We start from the raw sequence: 16,412 nt of genomic DNA, 5'->3' as shown, positions 1-16,412 counted from the left end.
ATTATGACAAATAAAATTGAATTTACAGAAGAGTTAATTGATTTTTTATCTGAAGAATATACATCTCGTTTAGAATTATTGTATCCTGATGCTTTTCAAGAAAATCCAGATGCTTTTTTCTTTTCAAATATTAGTAAGCTAAATGCTTATATAATAAGTGGTGATCCTAGAGCAATTCAATTTGAAACCCAAATTTTAATTACTCAAGGAACAGGTAAAGTACTTGATTTAGGCGAAGTAGACTTTAGTTACTATAAAGATGTTCGAAATTACAACAACCCTCAGAATTTCTTAGAATATATTATTTCTGAAAAAATTGAAGATAAAATAAAAACATATTTCCATGTTCCCTTTATGTTAGATAATTTTTTAAAGCAAAATTACCACAGTACTCCTAAAGAATTCCTAATAGGTAATCAAAGCATGCTAGGTCAGTATATGGCTGATCTCTTAAAGAAAGACGGAGAAAGATTTAGAAGACATTTAAACCAACAAGCTTCCTATTTTGCAAAAGATGCTTTTAGATATGTATATTCAGACTTAGACTTTTCTAGCATCATTCAAGCAGTTAATGATGAAGATTTCGAATATGCATTAAATGAAAGTTTAGCTGCTTACGATCACTCACTATATCTTGCAGCTGTATCTGCAGCTGGAACAGCTCTAGAAAATCTAATTATTCGACTTTTAGAACTGGAAAATAGTCCAATCGGAGAAGATGAAGTTACCGAATTATCAGAATTAACAGGACGATTAAGAAGAACTGGAAAAATTAACAAAAGAGACAAGAATCGACTTATGGCGGCCGCTAAATTTAGGAACCTTTCATCTCACGGTAACAAAGGTAGAACTGTTAGGCAAGACGCCAAATTTGTTTATCAAGAAATATATAATTTGGCATTTAATTACTTTAACTTATAAAAAAACACATCCCTCTCCCCGACCAAAGATTGAGTGGATGTGCATCGCAACAAGAACTTATTACATAGTACTAGGCTTCTTTGTCATACATAATTATATCAAATTGAAAGGGGTGTTGCCACATAACTTTCGTCTAATCTACATGCTGGCGGGCTAAGAAAGGATGAAGAAAAATGACAAAGATACAAAAATATAAAAAAAAGAATGGATCCACAGCTTACATGTTCCAGGTATATTTAGGTATTAATCCTAAAAATGGTAAAGAACTTAGAACTACCAAACGTGGTTTTAAAACTTTGCAAGAGGCAAAACTTGCTCTCGCACGAATTCAAGTAGCTTCAAAGAATCCTGATTTTATCCTGGACAGTAAAAAAACTTTTGAAGAAATATCCGAGATGTGGTTAGAACAATACAAAAATACAGTAAAGGCAAGTACTTTCACTGTTCAAAAGGTGGCACTAAAGAAACATATTCTCCCTCTTTTTGGAAAGCTTCAAATTAGTAAAATTACTATTCCATACTGTCAAAAACAAGTGAATCATTGGTTTACTTATTACAAGAAATATTCTAATTTGATCAGTATCACTGCATCTATTTTTCAGTATGCGATCAACATTAGATTACTGACAACCAATCCAATGAATGGGATTATTCGGCCTAAGAAACAACAATCCATCGATGAGGAAGATTTTCAAGCTCCCTATTACAATAAAGAGCAGCTGCATGAATTTCTTTCCATTGCTAAAGCTACTACACAGGAACCACTTTATTTGATGTTTCGAATTTTAACCTATACTGGTTTGCGTAAAGGTGAAGTGCATGCTTTAAGGTGGAAGGATATTGATATTGCTCATCAAAGTCTATCAGTCAGGCAAACTTTGGCAACGGTAGGAACTGATGATAGCTGGGAATTAGTTTTTCAGCCACCAAAAACTAGAAAAAGTATTCGTACACTTTCTTTGGACTCTGAGACATTACGATTAATCAAACAGTGGCGGATCCGGCAAAAGGAACTCTTTTTCAAAGTTGGCATTAAGATAGAAGATGATTCGCAGCTGCTTTTCCCTTCTATCGAGAACAAACCTCTATACCTTGATTTCTTAAATCACAATTTGAAAAAAATCATAGATGGCCACCAACTAGAAAAAATGACTGTTCATGGCTTCCGACATACACATTGTAGTTTGCTCTTTGAATCAGGAGCGACAATTAAAGAAGTCCAGGAACGAATGGGCCACACTGACATCAAAACAACTATGAATATCTATGCTCATGTGACTGATCGTCAACGTGAAGAAACAGCTGATAAATTTGCTAGTTTCATGGGCGGTTGAATATCTATTTTTTCAAACCGTATTCAAAACCGTATTCAAACCAAAAAAAGAGCCTCTCCCATAACAGGAAAAGCTCTCATAAACGTTGTTAGAACAACATTTAGTAAGTTCAAAATTATTCCGCAGCGTTTTCGTCTTTGAGACCGTATTTTTTGTTGAAACGGTCCACGCGTCCATCTGCTTGAGTGAATTTTTGACGACCAGTGTAGAATGGATGTGAGTCAGAAGTTACTTCGACACGGATTACTGGGTAAGTATTTCCGTCTTCCCATTCAACAGTTTCTTGAGAAGTTTTAGTAGAACCTGACAAGAATTTGAAACCTGTAGTTGAGTCTAAAAATACTACTGGATGGTAATCTGGATGGATGTTTTCTTTCATCTTAGCTTTCTCTCCTTTGCCCTGAGCCATTTGCTGAATCAGAGTTATTTTTGTTTGCAACGTTACTATCTTACCATGATTTAAAATCAGATGCAATTATCTTTTTACATTTCTTTTAGTTCTTTTTTCATTAAAAGTTACATCATGAAAAGCTTCGATAAATGCTTCGTTATTTTGGGTTTTCTTTAAGAACTGAATAAACTGTTCCGTGTATTCTAAAGAGTCACCAGTCATATGATTACGCAAGCGCCATGTTTCTTCCAATTGTTCAGGAGACATTAATAAATCTTCTTTACGAGTGCTAGATTTCTTCAAGTCGATAGCTGGGAATATACGTCGTTCTGCAAGATTGCGAGAAAGTTGTAACTCCATGTTACCTGTACCCTTGAATTCTTCATAAATGACATCATCCATACGACTGCCTGTATCAACTAAAGCAGTTGCCAATATAGTTAGGCTACCACCTTCTTCAATATTTCTAGCAGCACCAAAAAATTTTTTAGGTTTGTACAGGGCAGCTGGATCAATCCCCCCACTTAGCGTTCTTCCACTTGGAGGAACAACTAGGTTATAGGCGCGAGCCAAACGAGTGATGCTGTCCATTAGGATAACTACATCACGCTTATCTTCAACTAAACGCATGGCACGTTCTAAAACTAATTCCGCTACTCGAGTATGATTACTTGGTTGCAAATCAAAAGTTGATGAAACGACATCGCCTTTGACGCTGCGTTCCAAATCAGTTACTTCTTCTGGACGTTCGTCAATTAAAAGAACAATTAATTCCACGTCAGGATGATTTTCCGTAATACCATTAGCAATCTCTTTTAATATGCTAGTCTTTCCAGCTTTTGGTGGTGCAACGACTAATCCTCGTTGACCAAAACCAACTGGAGAAAACATATCAATCATTCGAGTAGACAGTCGTCCTTTGGTTGTTTCCAATCGAATATGTTTATTAGGATAAAGTGGTGTTAGTGCTGGAAAATGAGGACGTTCTTTGGCCTCTTCAGGATCTTTGCCATTCACACTTTCCACATGCATCAAACCATAATAACGTTCAGATTCTTTGGGTGGTCGTGCTTTTCCGGCAACTTTGTCTCCATTTCGTAAGCCAAATCGACGAATTTGCGAGTTGGAAATATAGATATCTTCTGCACTTGGTCCGTAGTTGATTGGACGTAAAAAACCATAGCCGTCCTGTCCCACGATGTCTAAAACACCTTCCATGTAGAAAAATCCTTGTTTCTCTGCTTGCGCCCGAATAACAGCCAATGATAATTCTTTTTTATTCATTTGGCTGTAGTAAGGGATTTTAAATTCTTTGGCATAAGTATAAATCTCTTTTAATGTTTTATGATTTAACTCTGCCATAGTTAAATAGTCACTCATAAATTACTCCTCTATCATTTCAATATCTGCACCTAACGCTGTTAACTTTTCAATAATGTGGTCATAGCCTCGTAGAATATGTTCTACTTTTCCTACTTTTGTCGTTCCTTTAGCCATTAAACCTGCAATCACTAAACACGCTCCTGCTCGTAAATCAGACGCTTCCACTTCCGCTCCTTCTAATTCATTAGGACCTTCTAAAATCATCATGTTGCCCTCGATAGAAGCTTTGGCTCCCATTCGAGCAAGTTCTGGAATATGATTGACACGTTGAGCATAAATCGTATCCGTAACTTCAGAGCTTCCATGTGCTTTTAATAAAAGTGGTGTAATTGGTTGTTGTAAATCTGTCGCGAATCCTGGGTAAGGATAGGTTTTAACGGTTGCTGGTTTTAAATCTTGAGCTGGATGGACATAGATACTATCTTCTGAAATATCCATGTGGACACCAATTTCTTGTAATTTTGAAATATAGCTATCAAGATGTTCATAAATCACATTTTTTACTGTAATTCCTTCACCAACAGCCGCTGCTAATGATAGATACGTACCTGCTTCAATTCGGTCAGGAATAATCGAATGGCGACAACCATGAAGTTCTTTTACGCCATCGACACGAATTTCATTGGTTCCTGCTCCACGAATATTAGCTCCCATATTGTTTAGTAAAGTTGCTACGTCAATAATTTCTGGTTCTCTGGCAGCATTTTCAATCACTGTACGTCCTTCTGCTTTGACAGCAGCTAAAAGAACGTTGATCGTTGCACCAATTGAAACCATATCCATAAAGATACGGTTCCCTTTTAAGCCTTCTTCCGGAGTGCGAAGATACATCGCTCCATGTTCATTGGTTACTTCTGCACCTAACGCTTCAAATCCTTTGACATGAAGATTGATTGGACGTGGACCAAGATGGCATCCTCCTGGCAATCCAACAACACCTTCTCCAAATTTTCCTAGTAACGCACCCATAAAATAATAAGAGGCTCTCAAACTATTAATTTTTCCTGTTGGCATTGGAATAGAGACAATATCAGTAGGATCAATTTCTAGCGTATTGTTAGCAAATTTTGTTTTTACACCCATAATTTCTAAAATTTCAATCAATGAATGTACGTCTTGAATATCTGGTACTCCATCTAAGATAACTGGGGAGTCGGCCAAAATAGCTGCTGGAATCAATGCGACTGCACTGTTCTTAGCGCCACTAATCGTTACCTCACCAGATAGAGGGCGGTTTCCTCGAATGACAATTTTTTTCATTTATTTTTTCACCTAATTGTTTTTATATTTATATACACATCACCCTTCATTCTACCATAATTGTGTCAATTAAAAAAGACCAGAACCTTCTTCTTATTACTCACAAAACACTTGATTTTCTGTTTTACAGTTGAACAAGAAAATGAACAACTTCCAAGCCATCTGTCCGCAAAGAACAGACATTGTGAGAGACCGGTCTGAGCCTCTTATGAGTCTCAAACCTTTCGGCGTTCAAACGCAGTGTAAGAAAGTAGTAATCAACTACTTTGAACACTACGTAATTCATCCTCATCTTTAACTCACGATGTCTGCTTTTTCTTCCAGATGGCTTTCCAGTTTTGATCGATTTTCGTATCCATTGTAGGGGTATGGATATGTCATTTACAAATGCTGAAAGAATAAAACGGAGAAAGTCATTAGTCGTGTTTTTAAAGAGCTGAATGAATTACGCTGACTTAGTGCAATCAGCGCTTAGTCAGTGTTTGAATGTCAACAGCCAAAGAGACTCTGCAAGAGGCTCGTGGCGGTCTCACACGACCAATGAGCTTTTGGAGTTTTATTCCGTAAGCTTCAAGTTTCTTTGTTTGACTATAAATAAAAAGCGATTTGACTTATACTCTTTATTATAAGATAGAAAAAAGGAGGCTGACTATGTCTAGATGGCGAAAAGAACGAGAACGAAATGGTGATATTTATTGTTCCTTACGAGTAGAATCACTACAAGCATTAAAAAAATTGCAAAAATTATTACGAAAAAATCATTTCATTCATACTCAAATTTTACCTACCGAACCATTGGACAATTCTCTACTTGAAAAATTAGACGGTAAAATTTGGCTTGAATTTTTATTGGTCCTTACAAAAGAACAATTTCTCTATCAATATGTAGTCCATTTGATGAATGAGCCTGCTAAAGAAGCCTATTTATTCACGGAAAAACATTCTATGTACATTGATCAGACTTATATTGAATTTTTTATTGAACCTGATAATCTACCTCCCTATTCAACTATTCAGATTTTGGCTTAAACTATTTAAATCGCAAAAAAAATCTCTCGGAGCTAACTCCAAGAGATTTTTTATTTCTGTTAATTAAGCTTTGTCAGCTGAACCAAACCATTCGATATGCTCGATAGCATCTTTAATGATTGCAGCTTTACCTGGTGCTAATAATTGACGAGGGTCAAAACCTTTTCCTTCTAAATCTTTGCCAGCTTCGATATATTCACGAGTTGCTTTAGCAAATGATACTTGGAATTCAGTATTAACGTTAATTTTAGAAACACCCATTGAAATAGCTTTTTCAATTTGTTCTTGAGGAATACCAGAACCACCATGTAATACTAATGGTACATCTTCACCAACTGCTTCAGCAATTGCTTGTAAATGGTCAAATGCTAATCCAGTCCAGTTTTCTGGGTAAGCACCGTGGATGTTACCAATACCACATGCTAAGAAATCAATACCAGTATTAACGATTTGTACACATTCGTCGATATCAGCTAATTCACCAGTACCGATGATTCCGTCTTCTTCTCCACCAATTGATCCAACTTCACATTCTACAGAAACACCTTTAGCGTGAGCTTTTTCAACAACATCTTTAGCTAAACGCAAGTTTTCTTCAAATGGTAAATGAGATCCGTCAAACATAACTGAAGTGTAACCAGCTTCGATACATTTTAATGCATCTTCATATGAACCATGATCTAAATGTAGAACTACTGGTACAGTAATGTTCATTGATTCTATTAAATCTTTAACCATGTTTACAACTAGTTTGTAACCACCCATGTATTTAGCAGCACCCATAGAAGTTTGGATTAATACTGGAGCATTTTTAGTTTGAGCAGATTCAAGAATCGCTTGAGTCCATTCTAAGTTGTTTGTGTTGTATGCACCTACAGCATATCCCTCTTTACGGGCTGCTTTAAAGATTTCAGTTCCTGATACTAATGGCATAATATTTTCCTCCTAAGTTTTAATAAAACTTTATTTGTTAAGATTGACCTTAACTAACGACTTTATTTTAGCAAAAAATCTACTATTAATCTACTAATTCTGTGTAATTCTACTATTTTTACACATTCTTGTTTGTTTTTATATCTATTGTTTACAGGAATTTTATTGAAAGAATGTGATTAAACCTACAAAACTACTCTGTTAAAATAACAAAAATAAATTGGATTAATTTTTGTTTTCTAGAGCAGCATCCACAAATCCTTGGAATAAACTTTGTGGACGGTTTGGTCTTGAAATCAATTCTGGATGGAATTGGCAACCAATAAAGAATTTTTTCTCTGGTAATTCAACAATTTCCACTAAACGATTATCTGGAGAAACACCTGAGAAAACAAAACCATGTTCTTCAAATTGTTCACGATAATCATTGTTAAATTCATAACGGTGACGATGTCTTTCTTCAATTTGTTCTTGATTATTATAAGCGGCTGCCGTTTTGCTATCTGCTTTTAATTTACATGGATATAAGCCTAAACGTAGGGTACCACCTAGATTTTCAATATTTTCTTGGTCTGCCATTAAGTCAATAATGTTATGCGGTGTGTTTGGTACTGTTTCTGCTGAATGTGCATCTTCCAAACCAATAACGTTACGAGCAAATTCCACACAAGCCATTTGCATTCCTAAGCAAATTCCCAAGAATGGCACGTCATTTTCACGGGCATAACGAATCGCTTCAATTTTTCCTTCAACTCCACGATCCCCAAATCCACCGGGAACTAAGATCCCATCTGCGTCTTTCAAACGTTCGTTGACTGTTTCGGCTGTAATGTCTGAGGCTTTCACCCAATCAATTTCGATGTCTGCATCATCTGTGAAGCCTGCATGTTTTAACGCTTCAGCTACAGATAGATAAGCATCTGGAAGCTCTACGTATTTCCCTACAAGTGCAATTCGAACAGTTTTCTTCAAGTTTAGTACAGTTGACTCTAATTGTTTCCATTCAGTCATATCTGCTTCAGGTGCATCGATTTGTAGTTGTTCACAGACAATATCGTCCATTCCTTGTTTTTGTAAATTTAATGGGATGGAATATAGTGTATCCACATCTAATGATTCGATAACTGCTTCAGGTTTCACATCACAAAATTGTGCTAATTTATCTTTGATACTTTGAGAAACAGGTTCTTCTGTGCGTACCACTAAAATATTTGGTTGAATCCCCAAACTACGTAATTCTTTTACACTGTGTTGAGTTGGTTTAGTTTTCATTTCTCCAGCTGCTTTTAAATATGGAATTAACGTCGTATGAATATAAAGAACATTTTCAGCTCCTACATCAGCTTTCATTTGACGCAAAGCTTCTAAGAAAGGTAGAGATTCGATATCTCCTACAGTTCCACCAACTTCAGTGATAATCACATCTGCATCTGTCGTTGTTGCTGCACGCATAATTTTTTCTTTGATTTCATTCGTAATATGAGGAATAACTTGGACAGTTGCCCCTAAATATTCTCCTTTGCGCTCTTTACGCAAAACTTCTGAATAGATTTTTCCTGTTGTTACATTTGAGTATTTATTTAAGTTAATATCAATAAATCGTTCATAGTGTCCTAGGTCTAAATCTGTTTCTGCTCCATCATCCGTTACGAATACTTCCCCATGCTGGTATGGACTCATTGTGCCTGGATCGACATTTATATAGGGATCGAATTTTTGAATTGTCACTTTTAATCCACGATTTTTCAATAAACGTCCCAATGAAGCTGCAACAATTCCTTTACCTATAGAAGAAACAACCCCACCTGTTACAAAAATATATTTTGTCATAAATAAAAACTCTCCTTCGCTTTTTTTCGGAAGAAACAACTAGAAAAAAACAAAAAGCTCCCTATTCAACAAGTTGTTGTTAAACAGGGAGCATAGATTCTAATTGATGCCTCTTTAAAGAGTGCCCATACAAGATACTATACTTTTTACTTCCATTTGTCAATATTTTTGAAAATTTTCAGAAACGAAGCTTTTTATTTGATACGATTGACAGTTATCTTTTTTATTCCTTCGCTACACTACACAACGAATTCTGCTTTTGTCGACCGTGGGACCAACTGGAGCCTGTAGTCTCCAGTCTGTCAAGCTTCAAACTGTCACTAATCGCTGCGCTAAGTGACAGTAGTTCACATTGACTCCTTTTCACGGTGACAGCGCTGTTTTCGTTGTTTTGTTACGCTAGTTAGATGTCAAAATTTCCGTAGGTTAAATAGATGATTACGTACATGAAAAATAATTACAGAAATGATTTCAATAGATACCGCTTATCAATCAACCTTCAGCGTAACGAAGAGAGAGGCTTGCGTTGTCGCCACGCCGAGAATTCAATGTGAACAACGCACAGTTGCCAATTGATTGGCTTACTGTGCGTGTGAAGCTTGAAAGCTCCAAGACTACAGGCTTGGAGCGGTTCCGGGCTGACCTAAGCAAGCCTCTCTCGCAGTGAAGTGTCAAGTTTGGTATGAATAGTAATGCTATTCAGTTACTATTTAAAGTCAAACAAGAATTCAAGGCATCTTCAATTAAAACACAATTGAAGATGCCTTGTTTTTTAATATAATTCTAAATACTGATCTAGTTCCCATTCTGAAACGCTTTGTCGATAAGACGCCCATTCCATACGTTTCGCTTCTACAAAGTTTCCATAAATATGTTCACCTAAAGCGTCAATCATCGTTTGATCTTTGCGTAATTGTTTAATCGCATTGTGAAGAGTTGACGGCAAATCATAGATATGTGCGGCTAAGCGTTCTTCTTCAGTCATCACATAAATATTACGATCGACAGCAGGTGGTGGCGTCATTTCATTACGAATACCATCCAAGCCCGCTTCCAATAATACTGCCATCGTTAGATATGGATTAGCAGCCGGATCGACTGAGCGTAATTCTAAACGAGTAGATAAACCACGAGACTCAGGAACACGAATCAACGGCGAACGATTATGTCCAGACCAAGCAACATAAACTGGTGCTTCAAATCCTGGAATCAATCGTTTGTATGAATTTACTGTTGGATTACACACAGCAGTATAGGCACGTGCATGTTCAATTAAACCTGCTAAAAATTGATACGCTGTTGTACTTAGTTGCATATCTCCTTCTGGATCAAAGAAGACATTTTCTTCTCCTTTAAATAAAGACATATTGCAGTGCATACCTGAACCGGCAATTCCAAACAAGGGTTTTGGCATAAAGGTTGCATGTAAACCATGTTTACGAGCAATCGTTTTAACCACTAATTTAAATGTTTGAATATTGTCACAGGCTTCAATCACACCAGCATATTTAAAATCGATTTCATGTTGACCAGGTGCTGTTTCATGATGAGAAGCTTCGACTTCAAAGCCCATTCTTTCTAGTTCTAATACAATATCACGACGGCAATTTTCACCAGAATCTGTTGGAGCAAAGTCAAAATAGCCTCCATTATCATTCAAGTCTTTCGTAATATCGCCGTTTTCATCTAATTTAAACAAGAAAAACTCTGGCTCTGGTCCTAAGTTAAAATCAGTAAAACCTAATTCGTGCATAGCATTTAACGAACGTTTTAAATTACCTCGAGGATCTCCTGCAAAAGGTGTTCCATCAGGATTGTAAACATCACAAATAAGACGTGCGACTCTTCCATGATCTGTTTCCCAAGGGAAAATCATCCAGGTTGATAAATCTGGATATAAGTACATATCACTTTCTTCAATACGTACAAAGCCTTCGATGGAGGATCCATCAAACATCATCTTATTTTCAAGAACTTTGTCCAATTGGCTGATTGGTACTTCGACATTTTTGATTGTCCCCATAATGTCTGTAAACATCAAACGTAAAAAGCGTACATTTTCTTCCGTTGCAATCTGTTTCACTTGTTCTGCAGTGTAATCTTCTCTTGGCATGTTATCCCGTCCTTTTCCTATTTCATTTCTCTAGTGCTGTGATTATAATCTTGGGCCCTTATTGTGGTATGGTGATTGAGGATTTAATCCTCCTTGAGATAAAATCTCATCATAAAAAATACGTCGAACATCTTTATCTGTAAGAGGTTTTTTCTCTTTTACAGCATGTGCTTCGTTTTTCTTCATTTCATAGACTCGTTTAATTCCAGCCATATTTAAGCCATCGGAGAGATAATCTTTGATTTCTAAAAGTGTGTCAATATCATTCAAAGAATACATTCGTCGGTTTCCTTCACTACGTTCAGGATGGATTAAATCTTGTTCTTCATAATAACGAATTTGGCGAGCACTTAAATCTGTCAACTTCATTACTGTTCCAATTGGAAAAACTGACATTGATCGTCGGAGTTCCTTTTCTCGCATCGTCCTTCTCCTCCTTCTGATGACAATCTAGTGTAAATATAGCAAGCATTGATTTTGATGTCAACCAAATATGTCATAAAATATAACATCACCATGGTTTTATATCTTTTCTCTCACTTATTCTGGATTATTTTCATTTTTTAAATTAGCAAACCATAGAGGATACTTGGACTAGGAACTCCTTCATTTCTCATAAAAATTTCTTGTTAATACAAAAATGAGAAACGATTACTTCCAACATTACATCACAGATTGTGTTTGTGCTGATAGTTCTTTTTGGTGAAATGCTCTTATTTTCTCTATTGGAATATATAAAAATGGACAGTCGCTTGCATTGTTTCAACTGTCCATTTTTGTTATTCTTCCATTCTACGAATTGCGTAAGAATTCGTTGGTGCAAAACCTTTAACTAAGTAGGTTTGACTATCTTCTTCATAGTCTGTAGAGACCATCAAAGTTTCTCGTTTTAAACGATTCAATAATTTTCCTTCATCTTGTTCTAAAGATAAAGTATAAGGTTCAAAAGCTTCCATAATCGCTAATTTAATCGCTTTGTTTAACTCTTCTTTGCCTTTCGAACTTTTTGCTGAAATCAAGACGCTAGGAAATAACGTTGGTACAAATTGTTCTGGATTAATTTTATCTGCTTTATTATAGATTGTTAGCATTGGGATACGACCTAATTCAAGTTGATTCATTAATTTTAAAACCGTCTCTTCTTGCTGCTGACGATTTTCGGCACTTGCATCAACCACATGCAGTAATAAATCCATTCCTTGACTTTCTTCTAAGGTTGATTGAAAGGCATCGATTAACTGCGTGGGTAAATCTTGGATGAATCCAACTGTATCTGTAACTGTGACTTCAAAACCTTCTGGTAAACGCCATTTTTTGGTTAATGGATCTAAAGTGGCAAATAACTGATCTTGTTCATAAGTTTGTGCACTAGTTAAAATATTCAAAATCGTAGACTTCCCAGCATTTGTATACCCAATCAAGCCAATTTGAAAAGTTTGATTGTCTTTACGTTTTTGTCTTGTTCTTTCTCTATGAGCCGCAACTTCTTTTAGCTCTCTTTTGATGATGTTCATTTTATTGCGAATGTGACGACGATCGGTCTCTAATTTGGTTTCCCCAGGACCTCTCGTGCCAATTCCTCCACCAAGTCGAGACATGTTTTTCCCTTGTCCAACTAAACGTGGCAACAAGTAATCTAGTTGCGCCAACTCAACTTGCAGCTTTCCTTCCCTTGAGCGGGCACGCATCGCAAAAATATCTAAAATTAATTGAACACGGTCAATCACAGGAACTCCAATAACTTCGCCAATTAATTGACTCTGTCTGGGAGTTAACTCGTGATTAAAAATGACTAAATCTGCTTCATGGGCATCCGCTAGTTGTTCAAGTTCCTCTAACTTACCTTTACCGACAACCGTTTGTCGATCAATTTGTGGACGTTTTTGAGTTAAAGAAAAGACAACTTCTCCCTCAGCGGTCTTGGTCAAACTTTTTAATTCAATCATTGATTCTTCAAATTGTTTGAAATTATCTTCGGTTTCTACGCCAACCAAAATGACACGTTCTTTTTCCATCTATTTTTCCTCCAACCACTGTTGAATTTCACTTTCTAAATTAAAAATTGTTTCTGGTTGTTCGACTAAGTCTACCCAGTAAGGAGACATACGATTACGGAACCAAGTTAGCTGGCGTTTGGCATAACGTCTTGAATGTAGTTTAATTTCTTCTGCAACTTCTTCTAGACTTGCATTCCCATTAAAGTAAGGGAAAAATTCTTTGTAGCCAATACCTTGGGCTGCTTGTACTTCGGGGAAATTTTTTAATAAGTTTGCTTCTTCAATCAAGCCATTCTCTAACATCAAGTCAACCCGATGATTGATTCGTTGATACAATCGTTCTCGATCTGTAGTTAAACCTATTAAAAAGTAATCGTATAATTTTTGTGGTTCTTCCTTGGGTTGGGCAATACTTTCACCCGTTCTTTCTAAGACTTCTAAAGCTCGAATGACTTTTCGTTGATTATTAAAATGAATTTTGTCCGCTGCAAGAGAATCTCTTGCTTTTAATAAATCCCATAATGCTTGATTACCCTGCTCTTCGGCAATTTGTTGATACTTCTCACGGATTGTTGTATCGTCAGCCTCTTCTGGTCCACCTAATTGATAATCATATAGTAGCGCTTGAATATATAAGCCTGTTCCTCCTACAACGATGGGTAACTTTCCACGTTGATGAATATCTTCAATCCATTGACGTGCTTCTTTTTGAAACTCAGAAACAGAATAGTCTTCATTTTTTTCGCGAATATCTATTTGATAATGAGGAATGCCTGCTTTTTCTTCTTCCGTTACTTTTGCAGTACCGATATTTAGTTCTCGATAGACTTGTAATGAATCACCACTGATGATTTCACCCTGATACTTTTGAGCTAATTCGATGCTCAAAGCTGTTTTTCCAACTGCAGTCGGTCCAACAATAACTAAGACTTTCTTCATTTCATCCCTCATTTATCTCTTTTTATTTGAATACTCTTCTCTGGAAAATCAGTAAAAATCCCTTGAACACCACAAGATAAACAACGTTTCACTTCCTCTTCCGTGTTTACTGTCCATGGTCGAATATCTAATAGGAAACTCTTTACCTCACCTTCATGTTTCCAGACCCATTTTTTATCCGGGTGAATCCCTTTAACGAAAGGATGTTCCAATGCCAGTGCAGGTTTCTTTTCAGATGTTCCCATAATATATTCAATTCTTGTTTCTGGTTCAATCTCATGAATTCTTTTCAAAGTTTCCATATTAAAACTACTGTAAGAATAAGTAAATGGCCATTTTTGCCTAGTCATCAACTTAGAAACCAAACCTTCAATTCCTGGATAAGGATGTTTATCTGTTTTTAATTCAATAGCTAACATCCCTCTAAAATTGCGAATAGCTAATAAATCTAAGACTTCTTTTAAGGTTGGTACTTTCGTAGAAGCATATTCCTTATCAAACCAACTACCTGCATTCAATTCTTTCATTTCAACTAAGGTCTTATCTGCAATCGCACCTTTTCCATTCGTTGTTCGATTGACCTCTTCGTCATGCATCACAATTAATTGGTGATCTTTGGTTAATTGCACGTCCAGTTCAATACCATCTGCTCCCACACGAACGGCTTCCGCAAAAGCTGGCAAGGTATTTTCTGGTTTAGTGCCACTACTTCCTCGATGGGCAAAAATTTGCATAAAACTCACTCCAATCATTCACATTGTATCACGTAACACTTAGCTTGCCAAAAAAAGACAAGCGATTACGATTGATACAAAAAAATAGCCAAACAAGTTTAAAATTCAAACTCCTTTGGCTATTTTTACTGACTAAATAATGTTTGTCTATCCAACTTTTTTCGGACAATTGGATTTGAAATTTTATTGCCTCTGATTTATAAAGGTTTAGAAAAATAACTGATTGATTCAGAAGACATTTTTTGCATTTGGACTTTGCGTTCATAAATCATTTCAAGTAACTGATCGGAAAGCTGTTCCATAATCATACGACCACCTTTAAAGGTATAACCACCAATTGCCATAACTTCCTCAGGTGACAGAACCACACGACGAGTCGAAATCTTTTTGAAAAATTCTTCTAAAAAATGATTGGGCAAATAAAAACTATTTTGTGCAGCAAATGACTGTAAGTAAATATAGTCATCGACAGTGATATAACAATCATCAAAAGCATCAAAGCTGATATATTTATCCATCATAATAATGCGTTTTTCTAAAATTTCGATAATTTTTTTATTTAACATAACTAAAGTTTCGATTTCTTTTACTTTATGTTCTAAGGTTCTTTGCTTAACCTCTTTGCGTTCATCATAACGAATACGCAATTCAAAGGCTGCAGTGGTGATTAAAGCCCCCACGATGACACCTAAAATTCCTAATAAAAAATAATCCACGAATAGCACTCCTTTATGTCTTTTTATAAATAGCTAATTATGCTATGTAGCTGATTTTATATGGTAAAATAATTATCTCTCATATTTTATCATATTTTTGTTTGCTTGAGGGAAGATTTACTATTTGACCTTTATTGACCTTGTATGTATAATTACTAATAGATAAAAGTTTTGTATGGGAATTATCCCATTACTTTATCAACTTTTTCAAATTAAAGGAGGATCCTTAGATGAATTTAATTCCTACAGTTATCGAACAATCATCTCGTGGAGAAAGAGCGTATGATATTTACTCTCGCTTATTAAAAGATCGTATCATTATGTTGAGTGGACAAGTAACAGACGACTTGGCAAACTCAATCATCTCACAATTACTATTCTTGGATGCCCAAGACTCAGAGAAAGATATCTACATCTATATCAATTCTCCTGGTGGTAGTGTTACTGCTGGTTTAGCTATTTACGATACAATGAACTTTGTTAAAGCAGATGTTCAAACAATCGTAATGGGTATGGCTGCTTCAATGGGAAGTTTCTTGCTAACTGCTGGTACAAAAGGCAAACGATTTGCTTTACCAAATGCAGAAATCATGATTCACCAACCATTAGGCGGGGCTCAAGGACAAGCGACTGAAATTGAGATTGCAGCTCGTCACATTTTAAAAACACGTGACCGCTTAAATAAAATCTTAGCAGAACGTACAGGTCAACCACTTGAAGTCATCGAAAAAGATACTGACCGTGATAACTTTATGTCTGCAGAAGAAGCTAAAGAATATGGTTTAATCGACGAAGTAATGACAAACAGATAATAAAAAAAGCAAACGGCTGA

15 protein-coding genes are annotated in these 16,412 nt (G+C 36.0%); 4 read left to right on the top strand and 11 right to left on the bottom strand.

Annotation, left to right across the window (positions count from 1 at the left end):
* Positions 1-3: 3 nt before the first annotated feature.
* Together AC4BBX_RS12685 and AC4BBX_RS12680 are read left to right on the top strand one after the other, a co-directional pair.
* Positions 4-921 carry a hypothetical protein gene (locus AC4BBX_RS12685; protein WP_490454177.1) on the top strand — a complete coding sequence of 306 codons (918 nt, stop codon included), beginning with the start codon at positions 4-6 and terminating at the stop codon, positions 919-921.
* Between the two features lie 173 nt (positions 922-1,094).
* A complete protein-coding gene (locus AC4BBX_RS12680; protein ID WP_490453650.1) occupies positions 1,095-2,255 on the top strand; it encodes a site-specific integrase in 1,161 nt (386 codons plus the stop codon).
* Positions 2,256-2,370: 115 nt separating this feature from the next.
* Here the strand turns inward: AC4BBX_RS12680 and AC4BBX_RS12675 are convergent, their stop codons facing one another.
* The 3 genes from AC4BBX_RS12675 to murA form a co-directional block, all read right to left on the bottom strand.
* Positions 2,371-2,634 carry a type B 50S ribosomal protein L31 gene (locus tag AC4BBX_RS12675; RefSeq protein WP_010736059.1) on the bottom strand — a complete coding sequence of 88 codons (264 nt, stop codon included), beginning with the start codon at positions 2,632-2,634 and terminating at the stop codon, positions 2,371-2,373.
* A gap of 96 nt (positions 2,635-2,730) precedes the next feature.
* Complete coding sequence (rho, locus tag AC4BBX_RS12670) at positions 2,731-4,026, bottom strand: transcription termination factor Rho (RefSeq protein ID WP_490454176.1); 1,296 nt, start codon at positions 4,024-4,026, stop codon at positions 2,731-2,733.
* Between the two features lie 3 nt (positions 4,027-4,029).
* Complete coding sequence (gene murA / locus AC4BBX_RS12665) at positions 4,030-5,289, bottom strand: UDP-N-acetylglucosamine 1-carboxyvinyltransferase (protein ID WP_490454175.1); 1,260 nt, start codon at positions 5,287-5,289, stop codon at positions 4,030-4,032.
* A gap of 651 nt (positions 5,290-5,940) precedes the next feature.
* Between murA and AC4BBX_RS12660 the strand changes: the two genes are divergently transcribed.
* Positions 5,941-6,318 (top strand): hypothetical protein, encoded by a 378-nt coding sequence (locus AC4BBX_RS12660; protein WP_490454174.1) that lies wholly within the window; start codon positions 5,941-5,943, stop codon positions 6,316-6,318.
* A gap of 63 nt (positions 6,319-6,381) precedes the next feature.
* Here AC4BBX_RS12660 and AC4BBX_RS12655 read toward each other — a convergent pair whose 3' ends face one another.
* The 8 genes from AC4BBX_RS12655 to AC4BBX_RS12620 form a co-directional block, all read right to left on the bottom strand.
* On the bottom strand, positions 6,382-7,251 hold the full coding sequence (locus tag AC4BBX_RS12655) for a class II fructose-bisphosphate aldolase (protein WP_490454173.1): 870 nt from the start codon (positions 7,249-7,251) through the stop codon (positions 6,382-6,384).
* 225 nt (positions 7,252-7,476) lie between these two features.
* Positions 7,477-9,081: a CTP synthase gene (gene pyrG, locus AC4BBX_RS12650; RefSeq protein WP_490454172.1), complete on the bottom strand. Its 1,605-nt coding sequence runs from the start codon at positions 9,079-9,081 to the stop codon at positions 7,477-7,479.
* A gap of 772 nt (positions 9,082-9,853) precedes the next feature.
* Complete coding sequence (glnA, locus tag AC4BBX_RS12645; protein ID WP_490454171.1) at positions 9,854-11,194, bottom strand: type I glutamate--ammonia ligase; 1,341 nt, start codon at positions 11,192-11,194, stop codon at positions 9,854-9,856.
* Positions 11,195-11,236: 42 nt separating this feature from the next.
* Positions 11,237-11,617, bottom strand: a complete 381-nt coding sequence (locus AC4BBX_RS12640) for a MerR family transcriptional regulator (protein WP_490454170.1) — start codon at positions 11,615-11,617, stop codon at positions 11,237-11,239.
* A gap of 356 nt (positions 11,618-11,973) precedes the next feature.
* Positions 11,974-13,209 (bottom strand): GTPase HflX, encoded by a 1,236-nt coding sequence (hflX, locus tag AC4BBX_RS12635; RefSeq protein ID WP_490454169.1) that lies wholly within the window; start codon positions 13,207-13,209, stop codon positions 11,974-11,976.
* Positions 13,210-14,130 carry a tRNA (adenosine(37)-N6)-dimethylallyltransferase MiaA gene (gene miaA / locus AC4BBX_RS12630; RefSeq protein WP_490454168.1) on the bottom strand — a complete coding sequence of 307 codons (921 nt, stop codon included), beginning with the start codon at positions 14,128-14,130 and terminating at the stop codon, positions 13,210-13,212. It abuts the gene before it with no gap.
* Positions 14,131-14,138: 8 nt separating this feature from the next.
* Positions 14,139-14,864, bottom strand: coding sequence for a glycerophosphodiester phosphodiesterase (locus tag AC4BBX_RS12625; RefSeq protein WP_490454167.1), 726 nt, complete (start codon positions 14,862-14,864; stop codon positions 14,139-14,141).
* A 197-nt stretch (positions 14,865-15,061) separates the two neighbouring features.
* Positions 15,062-15,580, bottom strand: a complete 519-nt coding sequence (locus AC4BBX_RS12620; RefSeq protein ID WP_490454166.1) for a hypothetical protein — start codon at positions 15,578-15,580, stop codon at positions 15,062-15,064.
* A gap of 230 nt (positions 15,581-15,810) precedes the next feature.
* Here AC4BBX_RS12620 and clpP point away from each other — a divergent pair, with 230 nt between their 5' ends.
* The gene (gene clpP / locus AC4BBX_RS12615; protein ID WP_490454165.1) at positions 15,811-16,392 is read left to right on the top strand and encodes an ATP-dependent Clp endopeptidase proteolytic subunit ClpP; all 582 of its coding nucleotides are present in this window, start codon (positions 15,811-15,813) and stop codon (positions 16,390-16,392) included.
* Positions 16,393-16,412 lie beyond the last annotated feature (20 nt).

The sequence above is a fragment of the Enterococcus sp. AMC1157 genome (assembly GCF_058216555.1).
This window is presented reverse-complemented; position numbering and strand designations above follow the sequence as displayed.

Bases quoted from the DNA above. Each gene is read 5' to 3' on its own strand.
- AC4BBX_RS12680 (WP_490453650.1), top strand. From the start codon at position 1,095: ATGACAAAGATACAAAAATATAAAAAAAAGAATGGATCCACAGCTTAC.
- AC4BBX_RS12685 (WP_490454177.1), top strand. From the start codon at position 4: ATGACAAATAAAATTGAATTTACAGAAGAGTTAATTGATTTTTTATCT.
- AC4BBX_RS12675 (WP_010736059.1), bottom strand. From the start codon at position 2,634: ATGAAAGAAAACATCCATCCAGATTACCATCCAGTAGTATTTTTAGAC.
- hflX (WP_490454169.1), bottom strand. From the start codon at position 13,209: ATGGAAAAAGAACGTGTCATTTTGGTTGGCGTAGAAACCGAAGATAAT.
- miaA (WP_490454168.1), bottom strand. From the start codon at position 14,130: ATGAAGAAAGTCTTAGTTATTGTTGGACCGACTGCAGTTGGAAAAACA.
- clpP (WP_490454165.1), top strand. From the start codon at position 15,811: ATGAATTTAATTCCTACAGTTATCGAACAATCATCTCGTGGAGAAAGA.
- AC4BBX_RS12640 (WP_490454170.1), bottom strand. From the start codon at position 11,617: ATGCGAGAAAAGGAACTCCGACGATCAATGTCAGTTTTTCCAATTGGA.
- AC4BBX_RS12655 (WP_490454173.1), bottom strand. From the start codon at position 7,251: ATGCCATTAGTATCAGGAACTGAAATCTTTAAAGCAGCCCGTAAAGAG.
- AC4BBX_RS12660 (WP_490454174.1), top strand. From the start codon at position 5,941: ATGTCTAGATGGCGAAAAGAACGAGAACGAAATGGTGATATTTATTGT.
- glnA (WP_490454171.1), bottom strand. From the start codon at position 11,194: ATGCCAAGAGAAGATTACACTGCAGAACAAGTGAAACAGATTGCAACG.
- AC4BBX_RS12625 (WP_490454167.1), bottom strand. From the start codon at position 14,864: ATGCAAATTTTTGCCCATCGAGGAAGTAGTGGCACTAAACCAGAAAAT.
- rho (WP_490454176.1), bottom strand. From the start codon at position 4,026: ATGAGTGACTATTTAACTATGGCAGAGTTAAATCATAAAACATTAAAA.
- murA (WP_490454175.1), bottom strand. From the start codon at position 5,289: ATGAAAAAAATTGTCATTCGAGGAAACCGCCCTCTATCTGGTGAGGTA.
- pyrG (WP_490454172.1), bottom strand. From the start codon at position 9,081: ATGACAAAATATATTTTTGTAACAGGTGGGGTTGTTTCTTCTATAGGT.